The following is a 23,877-nucleotide window of genomic DNA, read 5'->3' on the forward strand; positions in this document are numbered from 1 at the left end:
ATTAGTAAGATAAAATACTAACTGCAATCTTTATTTAAGTAGTAAGGTGCGTCCAGGCGCAACCTACATATAGAAGTTCTGCCTCCCAGACTGCTTTTTTCAATTAACAAATCCCCCAAACACCGCCATCCCGTAGTATTTCCAAGGCACTGCAACAGTCTCAAATCCAGATGAGGCCAGCATTTCCAAATGTGCCGAAAGTGTAGCTAGGCGATCGGGATTAGAATACCCGTAAGAGACACTTGTCCCCACATTTGCGCGAATTTGTGCTAAGGTTTCCCCCTGATTTCGCGCCCAATCTTCTCGCGCCGCTTGATAAATATCTTTCATTGCTGCTGATTCTGCTAAAAGAGGATCCGCATTCCAAAAACAGCCACCAGCATTTAAACTTTCGCGAATCCGTTGAAACAATTTCAACTTCATCTCATCCTCAAGATGGTGAATTGCCAGAGATGAAATGCAAGCATTGAATTTATCGGCAAAGCCTGCGAAATTGGGATTGTTCGCCCATTCTCCAAAATCCATTTCTATGCCAGTCCACCGGGCTGCGTATCCTGCCGACTCTATTTTTGCGCGGGCAAAATCAAGCATTCGCGGCGAGTAATCGACAGCAACTATTTCCGCAAATGGGTAGCGTTTGAGAACTTTTACAGTGAGTTCCCCGGTACCGCAGCCGAGTTCTAAAATGCGGTGGTTTGTGTTAGCAATGCAGCCTGCTAATACATCGAGCATTTCGTCATATTTAGGTAAAAGTCGCCGAATGCCCGTATCAAAATCAGCAGTATTGACGAAAACTTCTCCCGGAAAAATTTCCTTGTTAGTAGGTGAGGCAGTAGAGTCAGAATTCACGATCGCCAACCATAGACTACAATTGCTATCCTAACCGAAATAGAACAAAAAATGCGTCAACTAGGGACACGGTACTGCCGTGTCCTTACTCGATCATCTATACTTCATCCAACAGAAAACCACTATCCATTTATGCGTATTCTTACGGATAAGCGAAACACTCGCGGTAAACAATAATTAACCATTCCTTGCACTCTCCAGTCTGGCTTTACCCATGATGCCAGCAAAACACTCTGAACAAGCAGTGTTATGTTAGTAGTGCATAAATTCCAATCAAGATTAAACCTCACGCTTGAGGATACCATGCGCCAGTTGATTTCTCGAATTCTGGCTGCCATCAGCCAATTAATTTACAAGCGAATTCTGCTTGCGGTGACAATTTTATTTTGTGTAGGTGTAGGAGTAGCGATGGCAAATATATCTCGTCTTTCCTCAACCCTAATTGAATCCCAAGCCCTCCAAAATGCCACCCTCTATGCCCAAGCTGTTAAAGAAGCCCGCACCCTTTACAGTTCCGATGTTGTCAATCCTCTCAACACCGCTAAAGCGATTAACTTTACCCACGACTACAACCCGACAAAAGTAACAGTTCCCGTACCGGCCACCTTCTTAATAGAACTGGGTAACCATATCACCACCAAAAATCCCGAAGTGTTACTTCGTCTCTACAGCGACTACCCCTTTCCCTGGCGGCGAAAAGAAGGCGGAAGCAAAGACGATTTTGAACGGCAAGCTATTACCTATTTGACGCAAAACCCGGAAGAAAAATTTTTCCGAAGTGAGAATTTTCGCGGGAAGCCAGCATTTCGGTATGCCGAGGCAGATATTCTAACTCCTAGCTGCGTTAACTGTCACAATACTAACCGCGACAGTCCCAAAACTGATTGGAAAGTGGGAGACGTGCGGGGGATATTAGAAATTATTCAACCTCTCGATACCATCACGCAAAATACTCGCAGCGAACTTAAAAACCTGTTTTTACTGTTAGCAGGACTTTCAATTTTAGGCATCACAGGATTGACTTTATCGATCAGCAGGTTGCGCCAAAATGCTAAACAATTAGAACAGCGCGTCAGGGAACGCACGGCACAATTGCAAGAAACTAATGTAGAATTGCTGAAAGAACAGGAAAAGAGCGATCGCCTGCTGCTCAATATTTTACCCGAATCCATTGCTGCCAAGCTAAAAGACGGTCAAAGCAGTATTGCTGACGGCTTCGCAGAAGTCACGATTTTGTTTGCAGATATCGTGGGCTTTACGGTGCTTTCATCACAAATATCTCCCGAAGAATTGCTCAAGTTTCTCAACGAAATTTTTTCAGCCTTCGATGGTTTAACGGAAAAGTACGGCTTGGAAAAAATCAAAACAATTGGAGATGCTTACATGGTAGTGGGAGGTTTGCCGAATCCCAGCAGCAACCACGCGGAAAGCATTGCGGAAATGGCTTTAGATATGCAGGAGGAATTAGCCAAATTTAATGCCAAACATCATACAGGAATTAACATTCGCATCGGCATCAATACCGGGCCTGCAATTGCGGGGGTCATTGGCACTAAAAAATTTATTTACGACCTCTGGGGCGATGCCGTCAATACAGCAGCCCGCATGGAATCCCACGGGATTGCAGGCGCGATTCAAGTCACACAATCAACTTACGATATCTTGCAAAATAAGTATCTGTTTGAAGACAGAGGAATTATCCACATCAAAGGTAAGGGCGATATGAATACTTATCTGCTTGCAGGCAGGCTAGTCAGCGCAGTTTCGGTTTAATTTGTTTATTATATTATTAAGGGGTATGCTACTTAGTCCGAAGTCATCAGTCATTCGTTGTTAGTCGTCAGCCAAGAACTAACAGTTAATAGCTACTGGCTGTTGACTGCTGAAAATTACAGGAATTACACAGGGGATGTGAGAACCCGGTTTCTGCGCGGTTGCTTCGTTGACAAACCCAAATTTGATTACCAGAAACCGGGTTTATTTTCCTATGTCCTACATTAGCCATTTGCAAAATAGTAAATTTTATGGAATCGCGGATTTTATCATTCTTAAAATTTTTCCAATCTCGCTTGTCTAGGCAAATAGCTTTGTGGGTATTTGCTAGCATTCTTGTCATAGAGGGAATTATTTTAGTTCCCTCTTATTTTCGGCGAGAAAATGAACTTTTAAGTCAATTGGAACAGGTATCTCGCGCGACTATTGATTCCCTAGAGTTTTTGCTTCAACAAGATATTTCCGATCGCACTTTCTTGCAAGAAGAAGTAAAAAATATTATTAAGGATTCTCAAGTAGTGTTAGGACTATCTATTTACCAAGCTAACGGTCAGCTAATATATACACTTGGTGAACCCCCAGAAATCAGTTTAAAGCAACTAAAAAGAGCTCGTATAGTTCACAGTCACAATTTCGATGGCAAGCGCTACGATATTGCTTGGACGGAACGACATTTTGGAGGCGATTACATCTTAATTGTTCGCCACGATGCTTCCACCGTTCAGCCGGAACTCTACGCATTTATCGGACGGATTGCTGTTCTAGTCATCATTATATCAGCCTTTGTCACTTCTGTGACTATGTTCTTTTTAGGGGTGACAGTAATTGCACCTATCTTGAGATTGCGCGATGACTTGATCGCTGCTGGAGACGCTTTAAGCAAAGATCGAGAAAAACCTGATTTTTACTCTCTGTCTGTCAAGCGCGATGACGAGTTGGGAGAACTCATGGTCGCATTCAATCAAATGTTTCACCGAGTATACAAAGAAATCGCACAGCGGAAACAAGCTGAGGAAGTATTGCGCGCCGAACAAGAAAAGTCGGAACGTTTATTACTAAATATTTTACCGGCAATGATTGCCGAGCGCCTAAAACAAGGTCAGATAAATATTGCGGACGGATTTGCCGAGGTTACGGTTTTGTTTGCTGATATTGTGGGCTTTACCGAAATATCTTCGCGCACGTCTCCTGCAGAATTAGTCGAGTTGCTGAACAAAATATTTTCATGTTTCGATAGCTTGAGCGAGCAATACGGCTTAGAAAAAATTAAGACAATAGGCGACAATTATATGGTAGCAGGCGGTTTGCCGCTTCCCTGTACAAATCACGCCGAATCTATTGCCGAAATGGCCCTGGAAATGCAGCAAGAAATTATGAAATTCCGCGACGAATGCGGTCAATCTCTCAATATCCGCATTGGCATTAATACTGGGCCTGTTGTAGCAGGTGTCATCGGCACTAAAAAGTTTATTTACGATTTGTGGGGAGATGCTGTGAATACAGCAAGCCGCATGGAATCTCAGGGACTTCCGGGTAAAATTCAAGTTAGCAGCTCAACTTATGAGTTGCTGTGCGATAAGTATTTGTTGGAAAAGCGCGGTAAAATTAATGTTAAAGGCAAGGGAGCAATGACGACTTATTTGCTGAAAGGTCGAAAATTGTAACTGACAATTTTAACCGCCGCCGGGAATACGCGATATGGCGGCAGACGTTGCAGGGCAGCCGCCCTCAACACCAAACTAGATTTTTTTTGAACGAACCGCGAAGACGCTAAGGACACGAAGGAAGAGAAGAAGAAAGAACCAAAAATAAAAAGTTCATAAGTGAGTTAAAATTGCTATATTAAAAGGCGGTTTGATATTAGTTGTATGGGTAAACATGATTGCGAATCAGGAAAATAATTCTGCAATTTCACCGATTTGGCAGCCCTTCACGCAAATGAAAACGGCTGCCCCGCCGCTGAAGGTAATTCGCGGCAAAGGATCGGTGCTGGAATTAGCAGACGGGCGGCAAATTCTCGACTGCATTTCTAGTTGGTGGGTGACTGTTCACGGACACAGCCATCCGATTCTGGCGGAGGCTCTTTACGAACAAGCTCAAAAGTTAGAACACGTCATTTTTGCGGGGTTTACTCACGAACCTGCCGAGAAACTTGCGAGTAAATTGCTAACTCATACGCCTGCTTCTTTAACGCGGATTTTCTTTTCTGATAACGGATCGACTGCTGTTGAAGTTGCTCTGAAAATGGCTTTTCAATATTGGCGCAATCTCGGAGAAACTAACCGCACTAGCTTTATTAGTTTTGAGGGAGGTTATCACGGCGATACTGTGGGCGCGATGTCTGCTGGCAGAAGTTCGCTGTGGTGGGAATCTTTTGCACCTTTAATGTTTGCTGGGGATGTTGTTCCTTTTCCGGCGACTTTTGATGGCGATGAGGAGGTGGAAAGCAAGGAGGCGGCGAGTTTGGAGAAATTGGAGTTTTTGTTAAAGCAGGGCGGCTATGCGGGAATTTTTATCGAACCTTTGGTGCAAGGTGCCGGGGGAATGCGAATGTGTCGCCCTGAGTTTTTGCAGGATCTCGCACAACTTGCCCGCCAGTTTAATGTATTGTTGATTTACGATGAAGTAATGACGGGTTTTGGCCGCACGGGCGAACTGTTTGCCTCTGTTAAATCTGCAACTTCACCGGATATCCTGTGTTTGTCTAAAGGATTGTCTGGCGGCTGTTTGCCAATCGCTGTCACAATGGCATCGGAGGATATTTATCAAGCCTTCTGGCGAGATGAACCGGACAAAGCTTTTTTTCACAGCCATTCTTACACCGGAAATCCCTTAGCTTGTGCGGTGAGTGTAGCATCCTTGGAGCTTTTGGAGCAAAACCCAAATGTGTATCAAGGGATGGAAAAATTGCACCGCCAATACCTGAATCAATGGCTGAGAAATCATCCTAAACTCGAACGGATTCGGACTTGCGGCACCATCGCAGCAATAGATGTGAAAACCGAAAGCGTTTCCTGTTATTTTAATGACATCGCTCCTGTATTGAAAGCCAGATTTCTCGAAGCGGGGTTTTTGCTCCGCCCCTTGGGAAATACGCTTTACTTGATGCCTCCCTACTGCATTTCTCCTGATGAACTCGAATCGATTTATCGGGTGATTCGTCAGGTTTTGGATACTCTGTAAACCCTTTAATTTTAGTAATGAATTTACCCAATTGGAACGATTTGGCTGACGGCGCGCTGGCGGGGAAATGTCTCTCTCGTGAGCAATCTTTAGCCGTATTGCGCGCACCGGATGAGGTTTTGCTGGAACAACTAAACGCAGCTTATCGGGTGCGCCGCCACTACTGGGGAAACCGAGTCAGGCTGCACTATTTGTTAAACGCTCAAAGCGGCCTTTGTCCTGAAGATTGCCATTATTGTTCTCAGTCAAAAATTTCGACTGCGGAAATTGAGAAATATCCGCTTTTAGCTAAGGAGAAAATTCTGGATGCCGCCCAACGCGCAGCAGATTTAAAAGCTGGTACGTTTTGTTTGGTGATTTCGGGCCGCCAGCCTAACGCATCTACTTTCGATCGCGTTTTGGATGCTGTCGAGACTGTGAAGGCAAATTATAACCTGAAAATTTGTGCTTGTTTGGGATTGTTGAGCGAGGAACAAACTCAGCGTTTGGCTAAAGCTGGAGTCGATCGCGTAAATCACAATCTCAATACTTCCGAATCGTACCACACGGACATTTGCACGACTCACACTTTTGGCGATCGGGTTGAAACCGTCGAACACGTAAAAGCAGCGGGGATCACAACTTGTTCCGGCGGAATTTTGGGGATGGGCGAATCGGATGATGATGCGATCGATTTAGCGCTTTCGCTTCGCAATTTGGGCGTTACTAGCGTGCCGGTCAACTTTTTCATTCCGATTCCCGGAACGCCATTTGCAGATGTGAATCGCTTAAATCCCCGCCAATGTTTGCGAATTCTCTGTTTGTTCCGATTTTTGCTTCCCAGCCAAGAAATTCGGATTGCTGGGGGACGGGAGGTGCATTTGCGATCGCTGCAACCTCTGGGACTCTACCCCGCTAATTCTATCTTTGTTGGCGATTATCTGACAACTCCCGGACAAGCTGCCCATCAAGACTGGGACATGATTCGAGATGCAGGATTTGCGATCGAATCCCCCGAAGGTTCTCTCTTAGAAGTTGATTCAGCAGTTACAAAATCCGCACAAAAAACCCTGGTTGTTTAACTCTTATACCAGTTATCAATCGGATGAAATAGAGTAGGACACGGCAGTGCCGTGTCCCTACCCAATATTTCTACTTCAGGCTTACGCATGGGCGGATAGAAACCGGGTTTCTGATGTAGCAAATGCGTCAGCCTTAAGTTATTAGATTGTAGCCAGAAACCCTTATTCTACGGTTGACATTCTTCAATATAAAATCTAAAATCTAAAATCTAAAATCATACAAAAGGGGGAATTTGTGGACAAACGCGAAGAAATTACGATCGCAGAATACCAGCTAACTGCCGAATCTTTCCGAGAAGGAACTTGGCATCACGACGTATCCCAAAATCGATCCGCATTGACCGCTGCCATGCCCCGCAATCCCGGTAAAATTCTCGATATAGGATGCGGGCCGGGACGAGATTTAGTAGCGTTCAAGAGCCAAGGACACACAGTTGTAGGCTTAGATGCAACTCCAGCTTTTGTAGAAATAGCTAAGAAGTTATCGGGATGCGAAGTTTGGCAGCAATCTTTTCTGAATCTCGACTTGCCAAAGGCAGAATTTGACGGTATTTTTGCCAATGCTTCCCTGATTCACGTTCCCAGCGATGAGATGGTAAAAGTGCTGCAAGATTTGCACAAAGCCTTAGTTGTTAACGGTGCAATTGTCATGTCAATGTGCCGGGGAAATTGGGAAGGATACGACGAGCGGCCGACGGGAAAACGCTATACTGCCGGATGGGAATATCATACTTTAGTGCCTTGTTTAGAACAAGCGGGATTTGCAATTGTCAATCACTACTATCGCCCCCCCGGCTTACCGCGCGAAGCTCAATCTTGGGTAGTAATGGTGGGCAAAAAAATCTAACGTAAATTGGACATGGGGAATAATCGGTAATTGCGAATCTTCCCTCTCTCTTCCTCTGCGCCCTCTGCGGTTAAATAAAAAAACTCATTCACCAATTGACCGAGGATGGTTGTATAATAATCCACAGTCAAATAAACCACTTTCGGCACCAATTAAATCCCAATTTATATGACAGAGAAATTCCACATTTTTTTAGCGGGTGCTAGTCGAGGAGTCGGCTTAGAAATCGCGAACTGTCTGGCAGCACAAAAGATGCAAGTAACAGCACTTTTGCGATCGCCCGCAACAAGCACCGAATTAGAAGAAAGGGGCATCAAAGTCGTGACTGGCGATGCTTTGGATGCTGCCGCTGTGGAAGCTGCGATGGCTGGCGGTGAGCCAATTCATGCCGTAATCAGCACAATTGGCGGCTTGCCAAAAGATGGGGAAAGAGCCGATTATTTGGGCAACAAAAACTTGATTGATGGCGCTGTCAAAGCAGGCGTCCAAAAATTTATTTTAGTTTCATCCATCGGTAGCGGTAATAGTGCCGGCGCTTTGCCGCCCCAAGCTTTAGAAACTTTGCGGCCGGTTTTAATTGAAAAGGAAAAAGCCGAAAATCATTTGATAGAAAGCGGGATGATTTATACAGTGATTCGTCCCGGCGGACTCAAATCGGAACCTGCAACAGGCAACGGTATTTTAACAGAAGATTGTCGAGTTGCTGGAACGATTCACCGGGCAGATGTAGCGCAGCTAGTTTGTCAGTGTTTAGTTTCTGATGCTGCTAACAATAAAGTTGTGTCGGCGGTAGACAGGCAAATGCTTTACGGCAATCCAGAATTTGAGGTATTAAATCTTTAGGGGCGGGTTGAGCGCAAAATAAGCTGTTTCGCATCTAAATTGTATTTTTTGGGCGGGCTAGAAGCCCACCCCACAATAAAATTGAACTTTTGTGGAACAGGCATCTTGCCTGTTCCTAAAAATGCTGCAAGATTTTGCACTCAAGAATCAAAGGGCTTAATCCACGATCGCCCGATCGCCCAATCCAAAACCAAACCCGCGATCGCAAACAATACCACACTCTCGACACCGCGAACCGCAAACGGCAATAACTCGTGGAGGGCGGGCATCTTCCCGGGTTCAAAAAACAATCCAGCATCCAACTGTCCAAAAGCCCGCACCAACCCAAAAGCCAACACCGCACCAGATTTAAGCTGCGGGTTAACATCTCGGCGAATCGCATAGCGGTAAGTCACGCCGAACAAAAAACCCCCCAAAAGTGCCAGCGCCCCTCTGAAGGCAAAATTTAGGTCAATTTCCCTTACCTGCCAACTCGCCAGAGAATCCAACCTATCCGCTAGAATTAAGCTATGACCAAGGGCGATCGCCCCAAAACCAAGCAAACAAGACAAAGCAGCAACACTCCCTGCCTTCAAAGATTCTACCCGTTCAGCCGCACTAAAATTTGACGAGTCCTTCACAGCGCCCTCATTTCAAAAATGGCTCAAATTGACTTATCATAAGGTTTGGAGTCACTTTGTACAGTTTGTTCAATAAATAGCTATGGATATTTTGTCACTCGGTTGGGTTTCGGTGCTAGTTCTGTTCTCTTTCTCAATTTCAATGGTCATTTGGGGACGCAACGGTTTCTAGATTCCAGAATAGCTTGCGGGGCAAGCTTTTTCACTGCCCCGCATTTTTTTTAAATCCTATTTAACACACTCAAAATAACAGGAGTTGGAAACATGACAGCAAAAAAAATCTTAATGTTAGTCGGTGACTTTGTAGAAGACTACGAAGTAATGGTGCCTTTCCAAGCACTGCAAATGGTAGGTCACACCGTCCACGCCATCTGCCCGGACAAAGTGGCAGGTCAAACAATTCGCACCGCTATTCACGACTTTGAAGGCGATCAAACCTACAGCGAAAAACCCGGTCACAACTTCACTTTAAACGCGACTTTTGACGAAATCAACCCTGCCGACTACGACGCTTTGATTATCCCCGGAGGACGCGCCCCAGAATACATCCGCCTCAACGAACAAGTGCTGCAAATTACCCGCTACTTTGCCAACAGCAAAAAGCCGATCGCATCTATTTGTCACGGCTTACAGGTTCTAACTGCAGCAGGCGTACTCGAAGGCAAACGCTGCACCGCATACCCCGCTTGCAGCCCCGACGTACTCCGGGCCGGCGGCAAATATACAGAAGTTCCCGTTACCGAAGCCGTAGTCGATGGCAATTTAGTCACCGCCCCCGCGTGGCCAGCACATTCTAACTGGCTGGCTGAATTCCTGAAAGTTTTGGGAACGAAGATCGAACATTCAGAGAAAGTCGAAGTGTGACTATTTTCACAGTCAAAGTTAAACCGAATTCCAAACAGCAAAGCATCGAAGAGCAACCAGACGGTAGCCTCACAGTACACCTCAAATCGCCCCCAGTCGATGGCAAAGCCAATCAAGAATTAATCATGCTGTTGGCGAAAAAGTTTAAAGTGCCGAAATCTGCGATCGGGATTAAATCCGGTTTTTCCTCCAGAAATAAACTTGTGGAAATCCCCATGGAACCTTTAACTTAGAAATAAAGGTAATAACAAATCTATCTAAAGAGGGATATAGACTCAGCTTTAAAAGTATAGATTATAGTTGTAGAGTTAGAATATAAAATTATGAGCATTGAAAATAGAGTCGAAGCAACAGCCAAGAATATTGAAGGCAAAATCCAAGAAGCTGTTAGCGAAGTTACAGGCAATCAGAAAGATAAATTAGAAGGTCAAGCCAAGCAGGACGAAGCATCAGCAATTCACCTGAAAGAAGATCTCAAAGATAAAGCAAAAGAGATTGTAGACAAAGCTTAGTAACTGTATTCGCTACAAGTTTCCTGCCTACTAAATCCCGCAAACATATCGTTTGCGGGATTTTTTTTATAATGAGCCTAAATCATTTGTACCAATATCTTGGGGCAGGTTTTACCAACCATAATTGGCCAAAACTAACCATCTCATAAACCCACCTCCCCCCAGCCCAAAATTCAGAATTAATTGAATTTAATGGTTGGGCGACGATGCTTAATCGGGGTTATTTGTTGGGTGGGGGCGGGTTTATCAACATTATTGGTGCGTGGCAAAATTCATCGGCGAATTGAGGGGTGGTAAAATTCATGGGGGAACGCGCCCCTACAGATTCTACTTTTTTGCCCAATCCCTCCGCTACGCAGGGCGAAGATGCTGTTTGGCCAATGCCCTGTTTGGCCGATGCCCAATTCCCAATGCCAATAAAAAAGCCAGGGATGGATATCCCCAGCTCGAAACAAAGCACAATTAGTTTTGAGAGTTAGTAGGGCGATGTTTCAGAATCGACCCCACCCACTTTTACCCAAATTAAATCAGGGTAATGTCAGCAGCCGTAATGCCCGGTCTGCCATTCAGATTTGCCAGCGTCACGCCTGGGTCAGCACCACCAAAACCGTCAGAGTCAAATCCTAGTCGTCCAGTTGAATTCTCATAAAAGACGAACGGTTCTGTCGGGCCCGCCCCGGCTGGACCAAAACTGCTATTGTAAGACCCACTCTCAATCGCCAAGAACGCCTGCGAAGAAATTCGATTCGTATTTGGCACTACCCTCAAGTTGGGGAAGCCGTTGGAGCCATTGATTTGGAAGATAAACTTGTCTTGGCCGATCGTAAAATCGCCGATTTGGTCTACGTTAGTACCCGCGGCGCCCTCGCCGAAGTTGTTGTAGTAGAAGTTGTCATTACCTGATCCGCCAATCAGAGTGTCAGCACCAGGCCCGCCGCCGAGAGAGTCGTTACCGTCGCCGCCGATCAAATAGTCGTTTCCAAATCCGCCCAGCAGCGTGTCGTTTCCGGCACCGGCATTTAAAGTATCGTCCCCGGCGAGGGAGTCGGTAGCATTGGATGAGTCGCCGAACAGGATGTCATCTCCGTTACCAGTAGTGACCACATCAGTGCCGTTGCCACCAATAATGAAGTTGCTGCCTATGGTATCGGTAATCAAGTTGGCGGCTGTGCCGGTAAAGGTGATGCTGCTAGCGTAGGAGATGAAGTCGTTACCCGCCAAGTTGCCGATCAGGCGATCGCGCTGGCTGCCAAAGATGATGGTGTCACTTCCCTCGCCACCGTTCATGAGGTTGGTAACGGTGAAGCTGCCAGTAGTAGGATTGGTGTAGCCAATTAACGAATCGTTGCCCAGCCCGCCTTCGAGAGTAATCAAAGCAGTACCAGTAGCATTACCAAAAAAGGCAGCGGTAGCATTGATAGTATCGTTGCCATCTCCACCTGCTGCGTTAGTAAAGGTACCGCTCAGGCTGTCGCTGCCTTCGCCGCCAATCATCGTATCGCTGGAGAAGGCAGCGACGATCGTGTCATTGCCCACTCCGCCGTCGAGCAAATTGCGACCCGCGAAGCCTGGAAATGAACTGGAGGCGCCTACGCTCGAAATTACATTCGGTACCGACGCCGACACGATGAAGTCGTCGCCTGCACCTCCCAACGCAGTATCAGAAGTGGCAAAAACGTTGATCGTGTCGTTACCGTCGCCGCCCTCAAAGAAGTTTCTGCCGCCGCCAAACTCGCCGATCGCCCCGGTGAGAGAATCGTTGCCGCCACCACCAATCAAGCTGGTTCTCTCAATGCCGATCGTGATGACGGAGGAAGTAAATGGGCTGCTTTGCGTACTGTTGGTAATGACTAAGATGTCGTCGTCATTATCGCCCGACAGGTAGCTGTTGCTGGCCACACCTCTTAGGGTGTCGTTGCCTTTACCGCCAAAGAGAGTGTCTCTTACATTGATACCTACAACCAAGTCGTCGCCATTATCACCCCGCAAGTAGTTGCTGCCTTCATTGCCAGCGAAGCCAATACCCAAGCCACCCTGTAAAGAAAGGTTGTTGCCACCGCCTGCGATGAAGAAGCCGATCGCGTCATTGTCCTTACCGCCGTAGAGGGAATCTCCTCTCTGCGCCCCTCCCAGTATCGTATCTGCGCCCTGATTACCAAACATCAGGTTAGCTTCGACAGTACCTTGGAGGATGTCTTCTCCTTCGCCGCCGACCACGGTAGCGCGGGCTTCAGCGACTATGGTGTCATTGCCTGCGTCGCCAAACAGCAAAGCCGGAGTCCGCTGAGATCTGATTGAGTCTTCGTCGTCGCCGCCGTATATGGTATCGTTCGGGCCAACTGAAATCAGAGTATCGTTATCGCCTTGGCCAAATATTAAGCTGCCGCCCAGGGTCGAAGTTCTAATGAAATCCGCCCCAGCTCCGGCGAATACTGTATCCGGGCCTAGTCCCGGAAGGTTTAAATCTAGTTGATTAGGATTGTCATCTAACGTTGTCATAAAGCTTCACTCCTCTACTTGTTGGTCATCGCTGGTGCGACTACAGACACTGCCTAGAACACCGAATGTTTGGATTCCGCTGTAGTTTAACCTGTTTGCCAGCCGCAAGTCTAGCCTACAGGCGTTAACCCTGTCTAGACTTTCTCCCTCGCGGATTTTTTGCTTGTAAGCTTTTATTTTCAAAGTCTTCACCCTTTAATAATCCTGGTGCACTGTCTCAGGTGCTCACGCTCCATAAGACGCCGCTCATATTCTTAATGTTCCACTCTCGATTGGCGGTCGGGGATCGCGCCCGGGGGAGGAAATTAAAGATTAAAAAAGGCAGATCTGGGTGATCGGGAAGACAAGGGAAATTGGGAGATTTGTTACTTGGTAACAAGGCTTTGTGGCAATTTCCGGTTTTCCAGGCAGGGCCCTCATTTAATAATTCTGACCCCGATTGAACTGCGTACCGCTCCGGGCTTTAAAAGTCTACGCCCCGCTTTAGTTCTACGCCCCGATCGCCGTAGTGTTTGTGACAGTATACCTCGGAGTGTACGCTTGCCAAGTCAAAGTAAGCGTGGGGTTTGTGGCAACGCCCGGTGATAATAATTTCTGTATCCCGCGGCTTGCGTAGCAGGGCTTCGACGATCGGCTCTACCGGCAGCAGTTCTAAGTCTACTGTGGGATTGAGTTCGTCGAGAATAATCGTTTTGTACCAGCCGCTGGCGATCGCACATTTTGCGATTTCCCAGCCGCGTTCTGCTTCTATGCAGTCTAGCTCTTGCTGTTGCCCCCGCCAAACTATAGCATCTCGGCCACACCGCTGGTGGTCTACTAGCTGTGGATAGCTTTGGCGCAAAGCTGCGATCGCCGCATCTTCTGTATAACCGGTGCCGCCTTTTAGCCACTGCACGATTAACACCCGGTGAGATTGGTCTTGACTGATACCCCTACCTATTGCCTGCAAAGCTTTGCCCAAAGCGCTTGTAGACTTGCCTTTGCCCGCTCCGGTGTATATTTCGATACCCGAAATATGATGCTCTGCCGCTGCGGGGTGATAGTGGGGCTTCATTTCTGAATGCAAGTCGGCAATCTCCAGCAAAGCTTCCGGTGCCGCTCGGCCTGTGGCGATGACTTCTAAATATTCTGGCTTGTTTTTGAGGGTTTGGACTACTTCGTCAACTGGCAGCAAACCCAAGTCCAATACGGGGTTTAGTTCGTCTAATACCACGACGGAATAGAGTTCGCTGGCGATCGCTCCTTTGGCGATATCCCAGCCTCGCTGAGCTTCGGCGCGATCGAAGCGGGTGATTGCTTCTGCCCCAAAATATTCGGCTCTGCCGGTTCGCACTTGGTCGATCAAGTGGGGAAATGCCTGTTGCAAGGCTTCTATTGCCCCGTCTTCGTCGTAGGAGCGGCCGGGGCCTTTGAGAAAGCGCAGCAACAAGACTCGCGTGGGCAAGTCAGAATTGATACCCAGCCCGATCGACCGCAACACTACTCCCAAAGCTGCCTGAGACTTGCCTTTACCAGCGCCGTCGTAGACGTGAATCTGACCCGCGGCGCGTTCCGATCGGGATGAGGCTGTCCGAATACCAATGCCATTCCTTACCATAATCAGCAGTTGTTTGAGTCTGTATCGGGGTGGGTATTCGATCGCGCGCCTTGAATGTTTAATTTTTCCATTCTGTTGGCGGATCTCAACAGATTATACGATAAGTTCTAACCCCCAATCTTTTAAGCAACGATTTAACGCAATCAGGTGCTTAAACCTCCGGTTAAGATTATTCCGCTTGTGCTGTACAATTAAAATCTAACACGGACTGATATACCTAAAGGCTTATGATTGCGAGTGTTTTCCCATTTCGGACTGTTTTGGTGCAAATTTTAATTATGTTTTTGGCGATCGCGATCGAATCGTGGTTTTTGCAAAAACTACTTAAACTCGGCCCCAAAACCAGCATTGAATATACAGCCATCCTCAATCTATCTTGCACTTGCGTAGGCTGGTTAGTTTTCTTCGGCATTGAAAGCGTTCTTAGCAAAGAATTGCGGGAACAGCTTATCGGTTATATTTTATTAGGACGTGGGGATAATGTTTACGCTCCAATAACTATGATAGCACTCTCAGTATTAGCAGTAACTTTTCTAGCTAAATGGCAGGGATTAGAATTCATAGAAAACATGGTTTCCGGCAATAAAAAAGCTTCCAAGCCAGCGTTTTTAGGACCGCCGAGCCTCACCCGCCGTGCTCCCAAAAGAACTTTTCAAGTAACTACCCAATTTGGGGGAATTTTAATCGCCCACATTGTTAGCAATGTCGTTATTTTAACCGTGTTGTTTTTGCAAAGCGTCTATTAAAATTTATGATGAAGCAATTTTTTGATGTCACTCAGCAACTCACTAAGCTGACGAACAACTTTTGGGAAACCAATAAAAAAATCCAAAAGGCGATGATTCCGCCTAAAGTTGTTCACTGGAAGACTCCTTTACTGCTCAGCATCTTTTTAGCTTTGCTGACAGTGGCGGCAGTCACTGACTGGCGGACGAGAACTCTGCTTTTTGATATGAGCTGGTTATTTTTTACACTTTCAATGGGTTTGCTGACCAGCCAGCAACCTTTTGTGATTAAAGGAGTAAGTCTGAGTCCGTGGGTGACAAGCATCTTAATTGGCTTGTGGTTGCTGGTAAGATTGCCGTCGGATAGGAAGGAAATAGCGTGGATATCCGGCCCACTGATAGCAGTAGTAGTTCTTGCTACAATAGAGGTTTGGAATAGCGAGTCAAAACGGGAAGGTATCAGGTCGTTGGTGCGCCCTCAGTTTTTGATCATTACTCTAGTTCACCTGCTGTTTTCCTGTTGGTTTGCTTTTCACTTTTTAATTCAAGGTTGGATACGACAGTACCCGAGCGTTTTATCCCAGGATTTGAGGCAAAGCGATTATGTGGTGACATTTCAACAGCCAACTATTAATCGCTCCCGAGGAGTTGTCATCCTCAATGCAATGGAGGGATATTTGCGAAATGAAGCCCGCACAAAACCGTGGGCGCAAGTAGAACAAATGTTAATAGATATTGACAACGAGCGATTTTTTCTGCGGAATCAAGCCTTAAAAACAACAGGGGTAGTCGCAGAAGATGCGAGGTGGGATGTCAAAACTTCGATCGTCCAAGGAGATTCCCGCTATCAGTTAGAGATGGAGGCAACTTGGCTGGGGCTGGTTTTTAGACCGGAAATATATTCGTTTACCAAATCTTGCGAGGTCTTCAATATAGGCAATAGGGCGACTGTAACCTGCGGTGCCATCAAACGCTCTCAACCCGGACAGCGAAAAGATGGAACGGCGGGGGACAGTCAAGCTTGATTCTGTCTCTGTTAACTAATTGCGATTGGTATAGCGCGAGAGTGAGAGAGTCTGAGAGTCGGAGCGTCTGAGAGCCTGAGATGGAAAAAATCCTCTTTCTTCCCTCTTCCTTCTTTTTACTCTGAGCGAAGCCAAAGAGCCTTCTTCCTTCTTCCTTCTTCCTTACACTAAAAGTATGGCGAAAGTTTTCAGCGGGTTAATAACTAGATGAATTTGAGAAGAATCTTGACAGTCGCGACCAATGTATTTTGGGAAGTAATTCGCGATCGCATCTTTTACTTAATTATTATTTTTGCTCTGTTGATGGGCGCATCGGTACGGTTGATACCGGAATTGGCCGCGACAACCGAAAAGAAAATTATCTTAGATATCGGTTTGGCTGCTATGAGCCTCCTCGGTCTAATTGCCACAGTCTTTGTGGCTACCGGACTGGTCAACAAAGAAATTGAAAAACGGACTGTTTATCTGTTAGTTGCTAAACCGATAAGTCGGGCGGAGTTAATTGTGGGCAAGCACTTAGGGCTGTCGGCGGTGCTGGCGGTGCTTGTAGCAGCAATGACTGTTATCTATCTGGCTATTCTGAGTTTGAGCCACATTCCTTTCCCTTTGGAAAGCATTTTAATCGCTTCGTTGTTTGTCTGGTTTGAGCTGTGTCTCATGGCCGGTGTCGGGATTTTATTTGGGGTTTTTAGCAGTTCGCTGCTGGCAACTTTACTGACATTTGGCGTTTATTTAATGGGACATTCGACTCGGGATTTAGTTGCTTTGGGCAAGTTAACTAAAAATCCTGGCATTGAACAACTGATGATGGGACTATATCTGGTTTTGCCGGATTTAGCCAGATTCAATTTGAGAAACGATGCTGTTTACGGACAAGTTCCTTACTTGGCAGGTTTGATTACAGATGCTGGCTACGGTTTGCTGTATGTGGTGCTGCTGTTGTCAATTGCGATCGCCATATTTTCCCGCCGGGAATTTTAAAACTCGCAGTCGGCACTTTCAGGGTAACTGTTTGTAGTGAGGATTTCCGTCATCACTACAAACAATTTTATTATCAAATTAGCGCGCTAAGATATAGAAAAGGTTATTGATAGCCAATCTCGACTAAAACTCAAACTTTTATTGGTAAAATGAGGGGGCTTATGACTACTGTAGTTCACAAACCGATATGGCAGCTCAAGATTACTTGCCCGCTGCTACCCGATGATTTCATCCTACCAGACGACCCGGTGGATGATATTGAACATCCTTTAATCTCTAACGGTTTGCGCCAGTCTGTAGTGGATGCCCCGGAACTAATCCAAAACGCACTAATAGTTTCTAATTTTGCTTGGTGGGCTGCTGTGGACGATCGCACTATTTGCAAAGCCCCAGACTGGATGTACGTGCAGCCGGTTCAAAAGAGGCCTCACAACGATCCCCGCCGCAGTTACACACATGATATCGAAGGAACAGTCCCTTTTGTAGTGATGGAATTTCTATCAGCTACTTACGGCGATGAATACTCTGTAGAACACACATAAGAAATCGGCAACTTTTTTGTTAGGAACAATTAATCAAAGTTCCTCGCTATGTCATTTTTCGACCGCATACAGGCAGAATAGAAGTTTATGCGCTTGCATCAGATCGTTCGGAATAAAGAAGAGGTTCGAGGGAAGAAGGGAAGCAGATCGAGATATGCTTTCTTCATCCTTCTTTCTTGAGTTTAGTTTATTACTTATATGTTGGCAAAAAAAGTTGAAATAATGTTAGTAGAAAAACTGGAAGAATTAAAAAATATTTTCGCACAGATGGAACGGGCTTTGATTGCCTACTCCGGCGGAATTGACAGCACTTTGGTAGCCAAAATCGCTTTTGATGTGTTGGGCGAGCGCGCTTTGGCAGTTACTGCTGTTTCCCCGTCTTTACTGCCAGAAGATTTAGAAGATGCGCGCATTCAAGCAGCAGAAATTGGAATTGCCCACGAGGAAGTAGAAACTCAGGAAATGGCAAATCCCAATTACACTTCTAACCCGGTTAACCGCTGCTATTTCTGCAAAAGCGAACTGCACGATACTTTGAAACCCTTAGCACTAGCAAAGGGTTATCCTTATGTGGTGGATGGGGTTAATGCTGACGATTTAAAGGATTACCGTCCCGGAATTCAGGCGGCCAAGGAACGCGGTGCGCGATCGCCCTTAGCAGAAGTAGGAATCACTAAATTTGAAGTGCGGCAATTGGCAAAAGAATTGGGTTTGCCTTGGTGGGACAAACCCGCTCAACCTTGTTTGAGTTCGCGCTTTCCTTACGGTGAAGAAATCACCGTTAGAAAGTTGCAAAGAGTCGGGCGCGCTGAACGGTATTTGCGCCAGTTGGGACTGAAAAATTTGCGAGTGCGATCGGAGGGAGATACGGCGCGCATTGAGTTACCGGCAGAGGAGATTCGGGAGTTTGTGCTAAATACGGATTTGCCTGCATTGGTGGCGGTGTTTCAGGAGTTTGGTTTTATGTACGCGACTTTGGATTTGGAGGGGTTTCGCAGCGGCAAATTAAATCAGGTTTTGCAGCAGGAGTTGTTGGGGGCGAAAGATTGATTAATTATCATGAAAAGACGGTCGCAATTTCGCTAAATTTGCATAAATCCTGACTGTTGGTTAAAGGAATAGCATAAACTAAACTAGCAGCAAGAGTAGCAAGTTTTATGAAAGTTAAATTTAGGTTATTTTCCGTCCTGTTGGCTTTGTTTTTATCGGCGTATATCCCCTTTCGGGTGTTAGCTAACCCGCAACCTTCGGGTGATACAGTTAGTTCTGCACTGTGGTGGCAAGTGGCTGTGTACAATCAGGTACAACAAATTAAAGATCGGCAATATCAAGGGTGTGTGTGGGGCGATTCTATTTCCTCGGCTCTGGGAGACTCTTTGGGAGCAGAAAATTTTAATTTTGCGATCGGAGGGATGAGTTCAGTCTCGCTGCTAGAACAGCTTAAACTTGTAGTGCCGCTTCGCTTTACCTGCGAAAAAGCGATTGTGGCGATCGGCACAAATGATGCTATGTACGGCATTAGCGATGAGCAGTTTGTCAGTAATTTAAAAGAGGCGATCGCCGTGATGCGATCGATCGGAACAAAACAAATTATTCTGATTCCTGCTTTTTACTCAACTCTTGCCGCCAGCTACAATCCTAAATTAGCAGGAACAATTGCTAGAGTTGACGAAATCAATGGTCTCATCAATCGAGTAGCAGCCGCTGAAAATGTGACTGTTGAATCTCGCGGCATACAAGCATTGTTTAAGGAACAAGCTCTCAATGCAGATTTAACAATTGACGGTGTTCACCTCAATGCTAAAGGTTTAGATATATACAGAAAAGTTTTGTTAAATATTTTGAATGGTCTCTTAACAACTCGCAATTTTTATGAGATAATATGTGTTTAAATTATTACTTTAAATTCCTTGCGGACTTGAATAGTGTGTTTTGAAATCAACGACCCTAATCAATTTTGTTGCAGAGAGGACTGAAGTCCTCACTACAAACTTATAAGGGTTATTTTACCTGACTAGATATCAAGGAGTAGTTGTCGTAGTTTGTGGCTGCATTTGCTGCGGCTGCTGATTTTGGAGCTGAATTTGCTGCTGCTGAATCTCAAGTTGCCGATTTTGCAGATCGATTTGCCGCTGTCTGTCTTCCAGTTGCAAGCGTCTGTCTTCTGCTTGCTGCAATCTATCTTGACGTTGTAGCTCTCTTTCTAGCAGCCTGTCTTCACGTTGCTCTTGTCTGTCTTGACGTTGTTCGCGAATCTGCCTGAGCTGATTTCGCCGCTCGAAATCCCCTCCCAAAAATAAGTTTTGAAAAGCGTTGATAGTTGCTTGAAACCCAGTAAGAACGCCACTAACAGCGCTGATCCCACTTGCAACTCCTGTTATTGGCTGCAAGAAACTGTTGATATTGTCTCCTACCCTAGCATAGCCCGATCGCGCTACCAGAATCACATCGTTGTTGCGGAGAGTTGGGTTATTATTAGGATTCAACCCTTGAGCAAAATCTACCTCTATCGTGCGGCGAGAAACAGTACCGTTGGGGTTCAAACGCAATAGTTCTACCTTGTCTTTTTTAGCCCGCAATTGATTGAAACTGCCTGCGGTGAGCAAAGCTTGGTGAAGGGAGGTACTAGGCCGCACCTGCAAAGCCCCAGGCCTAATTACTTCTCCTACAATATTGATGCTAATCGCGTTCGGAGAAAAACTGCTATTTGCGACTTGAGAAACTTCAGCCAAGTCTACAGTAGCAGCAGTCGGGATAATTACGCTATCTCCTTCTTGCAGCAAAATATCTTGAGTTGAGTCGCCTTTTTGCAGCAAATCCCACAGATTTACCATGATAGTTTGTTCATTGCCACCTCTGACTCGGCGGCGGATTTGCACGCGGCGAATGTCAGCTTCTGTAGTAATACCACCAGCAATTTTCAGTGCTCTAGTTATTGTTGGTAAGCCCACAACTGCTCCTTGCTGTTGGTCGATAGATACAAAACTCAACTCGGTTTGTTGGTTGCTCGATCGCACATCCGAAGCAAATACAGTATAAGGCCCCGGCCGGTTTACTTCCCCGACAATTACCACGCCAATTGGTTTAGTAATATCAGCGGAAAAATTAGCACTGGCTCTTTGACGAACTTCTTGAGTATTCAGAGCCCTTGCTGTGGGTACAAAAATTGTATCTCCATCTCGAATCGTGACATCTTGACGCAAATTTCCCGTGTCTAAAAAATCCTGCAAATCAACATTAGTAACTTGCTCCGGCCCGCCTCTGCGGGGACGGCGAATTTGGACATTTCGCATATCTCCTGCTGATGTCACCCCTTGTGCAAGTTGCAGCATTTCCATCAAAGTCGGGAATTTTACTCCTCCTCCTTCTCTAGTGGGATTAATCTTGTAGGAACCCGGGCGAGTAACTTCACCCGCAAGACCTATATTTAGGGGGCGAGCGACGATCACAGTCACGGTAACAACCGGAACATTGATGAAGGGTTCGTATCGCTGGGTAATCACGTTAGCGGCTTGTTGCAGGGTCAACCCTTGAATTGAGACGCTGCGAATGATTGGCAAATTGAGCGTCCCGTCAACTAACACTTGATATTCCTTGCTGAATTCAGGAACGCCGAAGATATCTAAAGCAATGCGATCCCCTGGGCCTAAAGTATAAGCTGCTTCTGGTGTCAGCGGCGCAGAATTGCCGATCGGCGGCAAACTTGAACCCCTCGGTGGCGGCGGCGGTACTATCGGTTGGTTTGGGTTCCTAGCGGGCGCAGGATTTCTGATGGCAGGCAACTGAGCTCTACTGGGCAGCGAACTCAATAGCACCAGGAGTGCTGACAAACTCAGACTTGTAGCGGTTTGAATGGTATGTTTCATCTTTCTTCCCTGGTTGCAGCCTGCCAATGAACAAGAGCAATTTAGCTAGTGGATTTTAGTTTATTTTCCCTGCTGTCCAGTGTAGCCTCGCTGCGCTGTAAAATCCACAGGTGCCAGCATAAAAATTGTGCGATCGCACTTAACTATTTAGTACCTTGTTTATAAAGAAACTGTAAAGTCCCCCAACTGCGATCGGGATTAGGATCTCGTTTGAGCAAAATTCTTCCTACATAACTCGGAATACAAATCAACCCGCCAAGGAAATGGATAAAAAAAACGCCCGTATTAGAGGTAAAATGTTAAATAATTCTCTCTGCAGGACAAAGACAAGTGTCACTAAAACTGGATCAAGTAATTCCCTGGGGACGCTGCTTGGATGAATACATAGGAATGTTTAGCTTGACATCAAGTGACCTCAAGCTAAACATTCTTGATTGTGCCGCCGGCCCGGCAAGTTTCAATGCCGAAATGACTCGCCAAGGTAAAAACGTAATTTCTTGCGATCCAGTTTATCAGTTTACTGCGGTGGAAATTGGCGATCGCATCCAAGAAACATATCAAACTGTGATTGACGGTGTTAAGGCAAATGTAGACGGCTACCTGTGGAATAATTTTGAATCGCCGTACCAGCTAGGCGAAGTGCGAATGAAGGCGATGCAGGAATTTTTAGAAGATTTTCCCTCTGGTTTGCAGCAAGGCCGATACATTACTGCTGAATTGCCTGTTTTGCCTTTCGAGAACGGTAAATTCGATTTAGCTTTGTGCAGCCATTTCTTATTTGCTTATTCTCACCTTCTTTCGGAAGAATTTCATCTGGAAGCAATTACAGAAATGTGTCGGGTTGCGAAGGAAGTCCGGGTATTCCCTCTATTGCAGAGTTTTAGCGGGGAGGAATCCGAGCACTTAAACCCGATCGTCACAGAATTGAAAAAGAGAAATTTTAGTGTAGAAATTCAAGAGGCTCCTTATGAGTTTCAAAAGGGCGGTAATAAGATGCTGCGAGTTAGAGGGCGAATGTAATTTGCGGCTATACAAACTTTCGTCCGCGCCACGCGGAATGAAATAGAAATAGGGTGACTAGACTTAGTTTATAAATTTTTCCTTAATCAGAAAACAGCAGATTAACGCAGATGTCTTTCAAGATATTTTGCGACTTTTTCAAGATATCGATAAAAAGCTCGCTTGCCTACCTGATTTTGAATACATGGCAAAATCTACTGTAAAGTTAAAAACACGATCGCATCCATCACCCATTACCAAATCCACCATCCATCTGCGTCTATCTGCGTGCCTCTGCGGTTAAAAAAAATCTCATCAATAGCTTCGGAACAAATCAAATTACCAAACTTTGATATAATATTACACCTAGAAGAAGCCAAACTCAAACCAACTCATGCCGCAAACAGTCTGGATCGCACGACATGGAAACCGCATCGACTTCGTTAACCCCGACTGGTTTCTCACCGCAGAACGCCGCTACGATCCCCACCTTTCCGAAGACGGTCACGTTCAAGCTAAACAACTCGCCAATCGCCTCAAAGGTGAAGGAATTTCTCATATTTTTGCTTCCCCTTTTCTGCGAACTGTCCAAACAGCAAATCATGCGGCAGAAGCTCTCGATTTGTCAATTAAACTAGATTGGGGATTGTGCGAATGGCTGAATCCTGAATGGATGACAGAAATGCCGGAAACTGAGTCAGTCAAAGCTTTGTGCCGGCGTTTTCCCAGGATTGATGCTTCCTACAAAGGCGGTATTGCTAATTATCCCGAAACAGGGGAAGCTTGTCTCAAAAGGGCGGGGGAAACTGCTAAACGCCTCGCGGCTGAGTTTCCCGAAGATATGTTATTGGTAGGTCACGGTGCGTCGGTTTTAGGAACTGCGATCGGGCTGGCGGGCTGTGCTGAAACGGAAATTAACGCTTCTTTGTGCTGTTTGGTGAAAGTGGTGCGGAGTGAAGGAAAATGGTCGATCGCACTTAATGGCGATACTTCTCACCTGACTGACTCTGAAACCGCGATCCGGTTTAATTAAAGTTGAGATTCGTGCCAAAAATCGCATTTTATGCTATGTGTGTAAGGTGCGCCGAGGT

The 23,877-nt window shown here is 46.0% G+C and carries 23 protein-coding genes; 18 read left to right on the plus strand and 5 right to left on the minus strand.

Annotation, left to right across the window (positions count from 1 at the left end; genetic code table 11):
- Nucleotides 1–99: 99 nt before the first annotated feature.
- Complete coding sequence (locus QUA27_RS17395; protein WP_333069324.1) at nucleotides 100–849, minus strand: class I SAM-dependent methyltransferase; 750 nt, start codon at nucleotides 847–849, stop codon at nucleotides 100–102.
- 303 nt (nucleotides 850–1,152) lie between these two features.
- On the opposite strand from QUA27_RS17395, the gene QUA27_RS17400 reads away from it, so the two are divergent.
- The 6 genes from QUA27_RS17400 (at nucleotide 1,153) to QUA27_RS17425 (ending at nucleotide 8,556) form a co-directional block, all read left to right on the plus strand.
- Entirely contained in the window at nucleotides 1,153–2,622 is a 1,470-nt protein-coding gene (locus tag QUA27_RS17400; protein ID WP_333069326.1) for an adenylate/guanylate cyclase domain-containing protein, read from the plus strand.
- Between the two features lie 251 nt (nucleotides 2,623–2,873).
- Entirely contained in the window at nucleotides 2,874–4,286 is a 1,413-nt protein-coding gene (locus tag QUA27_RS17405; protein WP_333069328.1) for an adenylate/guanylate cyclase domain-containing protein, read from the plus strand.
- 214 nt (nucleotides 4,287–4,500) lie between these two features.
- Nucleotides 4,501–5,805, plus strand: a complete 1,305-nt coding sequence (gene bioA, locus QUA27_RS17410; protein ID WP_333069330.1) for an adenosylmethionine--8-amino-7-oxononanoate transaminase — start codon at nucleotides 4,501–4,503, stop codon at nucleotides 5,803–5,805.
- A gap of 17 nt (nucleotides 5,806–5,822) precedes the next feature.
- Nucleotides 5,823–6,866, plus strand: coding sequence for a biotin synthase BioB (bioB, locus tag QUA27_RS17415; protein WP_333069332.1), 1,044 nt, complete (start codon nucleotides 5,823–5,825; stop codon nucleotides 6,864–6,866).
- A 235-nt stretch (nucleotides 6,867–7,101) separates the two neighbouring features.
- Entirely contained in the window at nucleotides 7,102–7,713 is a 612-nt protein-coding gene (locus QUA27_RS17420) for a class I SAM-dependent methyltransferase (RefSeq protein ID WP_333069333.1), read from the plus strand.
- Between the two features lie 168 nt (nucleotides 7,714–7,881).
- On the plus strand, nucleotides 7,882–8,556 hold the full coding sequence (locus QUA27_RS17425; protein ID WP_333069335.1) for an SDR family oxidoreductase: 675 nt from the start codon (nucleotides 7,882–7,884) through the stop codon (nucleotides 8,554–8,556).
- 140 nt (nucleotides 8,557–8,696) lie between these two features.
- Here the strand turns inward: QUA27_RS17425 and QUA27_RS17430 are convergent, their stop codons facing one another.
- Nucleotides 8,697–9,176, minus strand: coding sequence for a hypothetical protein (locus tag QUA27_RS17430; protein ID WP_333069336.1), 480 nt, complete (start codon nucleotides 9,174–9,176; stop codon nucleotides 8,697–8,699).
- Nucleotides 9,177–9,258: 82 nt separating this feature from the next.
- Between QUA27_RS17430 and petN the strand changes: the two genes are divergently transcribed.
- The 4 genes from petN to QUA27_RS17450 all read left to right on the plus strand — a co-directional run bounded on the left by petN (nucleotide 9,259) and on the right by QUA27_RS17450 (nucleotide 10,552).
- The gene (gene petN, locus QUA27_RS17435; protein WP_071883976.1) at nucleotides 9,259–9,348 is read left to right on the plus strand and encodes a cytochrome b6-f complex subunit PetN; all 90 of its coding nucleotides are present in this window, start codon (nucleotides 9,259–9,261) and stop codon (nucleotides 9,346–9,348) included.
- Between the two features lie 92 nt (nucleotides 9,349–9,440).
- Nucleotides 9,441–10,040 carry a DJ-1/PfpI family protein gene (locus QUA27_RS17440; RefSeq protein ID WP_333069338.1) on the plus strand — a complete coding sequence of 200 codons (600 nt, stop codon included), beginning with the start codon at nucleotides 9,441–9,443 and terminating at the stop codon, nucleotides 10,038–10,040.
- On the plus strand, nucleotides 10,037–10,273 hold the full coding sequence (locus QUA27_RS17445; RefSeq protein ID WP_333069340.1) for a DUF167 domain-containing protein: 237 nt from the start codon (nucleotides 10,037–10,039) through the stop codon (nucleotides 10,271–10,273). Before QUA27_RS17440 ends, QUA27_RS17445 begins: the two co-directional genes overlap by 4 nt.
- A 90-nt stretch (nucleotides 10,274–10,363) precedes the next feature.
- Entirely contained in the window at nucleotides 10,364–10,552 is a 189-nt protein-coding gene (locus tag QUA27_RS17450; RefSeq protein WP_333069342.1) for a CsbD family protein, read from the plus strand.
- Nucleotides 10,553–11,074: 522 nt separating this feature from the next.
- Here QUA27_RS17450 and QUA27_RS17455 read toward each other — a convergent pair.
- Nucleotides 11,075–13,051 carry a calcium-binding protein gene (locus QUA27_RS17455; protein ID WP_333069344.1) on the minus strand — a complete coding sequence of 659 codons (1,977 nt, stop codon included), beginning with the start codon at nucleotides 13,049–13,051 and terminating at the stop codon, nucleotides 11,075–11,077.
- Between the two features lie 463 nt (nucleotides 13,052–13,514).
- Nucleotides 13,515–14,648 carry a cob(I)yrinic acid a,c-diamide adenosyltransferase gene (locus tag QUA27_RS17460; protein WP_333069346.1) on the minus strand — a complete coding sequence of 378 codons (1,134 nt, stop codon included), beginning with the start codon at nucleotides 14,646–14,648 and terminating at the stop codon, nucleotides 13,515–13,517.
- Nucleotides 14,649–14,875: 227 nt separating this feature from the next.
- On the opposite strand from QUA27_RS17460, the gene fraC reads away from it, so the two are divergent.
- From fraC to QUA27_RS17490, 6 genes are all read left to right on the plus strand, one after another.
- On the plus strand, nucleotides 14,876–15,394 hold the full coding sequence (fraC, locus tag QUA27_RS17465; RefSeq protein WP_333069349.1) for a filament integrity protein FraC: 519 nt from the start codon (nucleotides 14,876–14,878) through the stop codon (nucleotides 15,392–15,394).
- 5 nt (nucleotides 15,395–15,399) lie between these two features.
- Nucleotides 15,400–16,398 carry a DUF5357 family protein gene (locus tag QUA27_RS17470; protein ID WP_333069350.1) on the plus strand — a complete coding sequence of 333 codons (999 nt, stop codon included), beginning with the start codon at nucleotides 15,400–15,402 and terminating at the stop codon, nucleotides 16,396–16,398.
- Between the two features lie 207 nt (nucleotides 16,399–16,605).
- Nucleotides 16,606–17,379, plus strand: a complete 774-nt coding sequence (locus QUA27_RS17475) for an ABC transporter permease (protein WP_333069351.1) — start codon at nucleotides 16,606–16,608, stop codon at nucleotides 17,377–17,379.
- Between the two features lie 161 nt (nucleotides 17,380–17,540).
- The gene (locus QUA27_RS17480) at nucleotides 17,541–17,921 is read left to right on the plus strand and encodes a hypothetical protein (RefSeq protein WP_333069354.1); all 381 of its coding nucleotides are present in this window, start codon (nucleotides 17,541–17,543) and stop codon (nucleotides 17,919–17,921) included.
- A gap of 222 nt (nucleotides 17,922–18,143) precedes the next feature.
- Nucleotides 18,144–18,971, plus strand: a complete 828-nt coding sequence (larE, locus tag QUA27_RS17485) for an ATP-dependent sacrificial sulfur transferase LarE (RefSeq protein WP_333069356.1) — start codon at nucleotides 18,144–18,146, stop codon at nucleotides 18,969–18,971.
- A gap of 107 nt (nucleotides 18,972–19,078) precedes the next feature.
- Nucleotides 19,079–19,813: an SGNH/GDSL hydrolase family protein gene (locus QUA27_RS17490; RefSeq protein ID WP_333069358.1), complete on the plus strand. Its 735-nt coding sequence runs from the start codon at nucleotides 19,079–19,081 to the stop codon at nucleotides 19,811–19,813.
- Between the two features lie 129 nt (nucleotides 19,814–19,942).
- On the opposite strand, the gene QUA27_RS17495 is transcribed toward QUA27_RS17490, so the two are convergent.
- Complete coding sequence (locus QUA27_RS17495) at nucleotides 19,943–21,787, minus strand: polysaccharide biosynthesis/export family protein (RefSeq protein ID WP_333069360.1); 1,845 nt, start codon at nucleotides 21,785–21,787, stop codon at nucleotides 19,943–19,945.
- Nucleotides 21,788–22,117: 330 nt separating this feature from the next.
- Between QUA27_RS17495 and QUA27_RS17500 the strand changes: the two genes are divergently transcribed.
- Together QUA27_RS17500 and QUA27_RS17505 are read left to right on the plus strand one after the other, a co-directional pair.
- Nucleotides 22,118–22,807: a class I SAM-dependent methyltransferase gene (locus tag QUA27_RS17500; protein WP_333069362.1), complete on the plus strand. Its 690-nt coding sequence runs from the start codon at nucleotides 22,118–22,120 to the stop codon at nucleotides 22,805–22,807.
- A 373-nt stretch (nucleotides 22,808–23,180) separates the two neighbouring features.
- Entirely contained in the window at nucleotides 23,181–23,819 is a 639-nt protein-coding gene (locus tag QUA27_RS17505) for a histidine phosphatase family protein (RefSeq protein WP_333069364.1), read from the plus strand.
- Nucleotides 23,820–23,877: the final 58 nt, after the last annotated feature.

The sequence above is a fragment of the Microcoleus harperi Pol14_C6 genome, from assembly GCF_036701295.1.
Taxonomy (GTDB): Bacteria; Cyanobacteriota; Cyanobacteriia; order Cyanobacteriales; family Microcoleaceae; genus Microcoleus.

Excerpts from the sequence above, each read along its gene's own strand:
- QUA27_RS17455 (WP_333069344.1), bottom strand. The coding sequence starts at position 13,051 with ATGACAACGTTAGATGACAATCCTAATCAACTAGATTTAAACCTTCCG.
- bioA (WP_333069330.1), top strand. The coding sequence starts at position 4,501 with ATGATTGCGAATCAGGAAAATAATTCTGCAATTTCACCGATTTGGCAG.
- larE (WP_333069356.1), top strand. The coding sequence starts at position 18,144 with ATGTTAGTAGAAAAACTGGAAGAATTAAAAAATATTTTCGCACAGATG.
- QUA27_RS17480 (WP_333069354.1), top strand. The coding sequence starts at position 17,541 with ATGACTACTGTAGTTCACAAACCGATATGGCAGCTCAAGATTACTTGC.
- QUA27_RS17425 (WP_333069335.1), top strand. The coding sequence starts at position 7,882 with ATGACAGAGAAATTCCACATTTTTTTAGCGGGTGCTAGTCGAGGAGTC.
- QUA27_RS17440 (WP_333069338.1), top strand. The coding sequence starts at position 9,441 with ATGACAGCAAAAAAAATCTTAATGTTAGTCGGTGACTTTGTAGAAGAC.
- QUA27_RS17405 (WP_333069328.1), top strand. The coding sequence starts at position 2,874 with ATGGAATCGCGGATTTTATCATTCTTAAAATTTTTCCAATCTCGCTTG.
- QUA27_RS17475 (WP_333069351.1), top strand. The coding sequence starts at position 16,606 with ATGAATTTGAGAAGAATCTTGACAGTCGCGACCAATGTATTTTGGGAA.
- QUA27_RS17495 (WP_333069360.1), bottom strand. The coding sequence starts at position 21,787 with ATGAAACATACCATTCAAACCGCTACAAGTCTGAGTTTGTCAGCACTC.
- QUA27_RS17400 (WP_333069326.1), top strand. The coding sequence starts at position 1,153 with ATGCGCCAGTTGATTTCTCGAATTCTGGCTGCCATCAGCCAATTAATT.
- petN (WP_071883976.1), top strand. The coding sequence starts at position 9,259 with ATGGATATTTTGTCACTCGGTTGGGTTTCGGTGCTAGTTCTGTTCTCT.
- QUA27_RS17470 (WP_333069350.1), top strand. The coding sequence starts at position 15,400 with ATGATGAAGCAATTTTTTGATGTCACTCAGCAACTCACTAAGCTGACG.
- QUA27_RS17460 (WP_333069346.1), bottom strand. The coding sequence starts at position 14,648 with ATGGTAAGGAATGGCATTGGTATTCGGACAGCCTCATCCCGATCGGAA.
- QUA27_RS17450 (WP_333069342.1), top strand. The coding sequence starts at position 10,364 with ATGAGCATTGAAAATAGAGTCGAAGCAACAGCCAAGAATATTGAAGGC.
- QUA27_RS17490 (WP_333069358.1), top strand. The coding sequence starts at position 19,079 with ATGAAAGTTAAATTTAGGTTATTTTCCGTCCTGTTGGCTTTGTTTTTA.
- QUA27_RS17505 (WP_333069364.1), top strand. The coding sequence starts at position 23,181 with ATGCCGCAAACAGTCTGGATCGCACGACATGGAAACCGCATCGACTTC.
- bioB (WP_333069332.1), top strand. The coding sequence starts at position 5,823 with ATGAATTTACCCAATTGGAACGATTTGGCTGACGGCGCGCTGGCGGGG.
- fraC (WP_333069349.1), top strand. The coding sequence starts at position 14,876 with ATGATTGCGAGTGTTTTCCCATTTCGGACTGTTTTGGTGCAAATTTTA.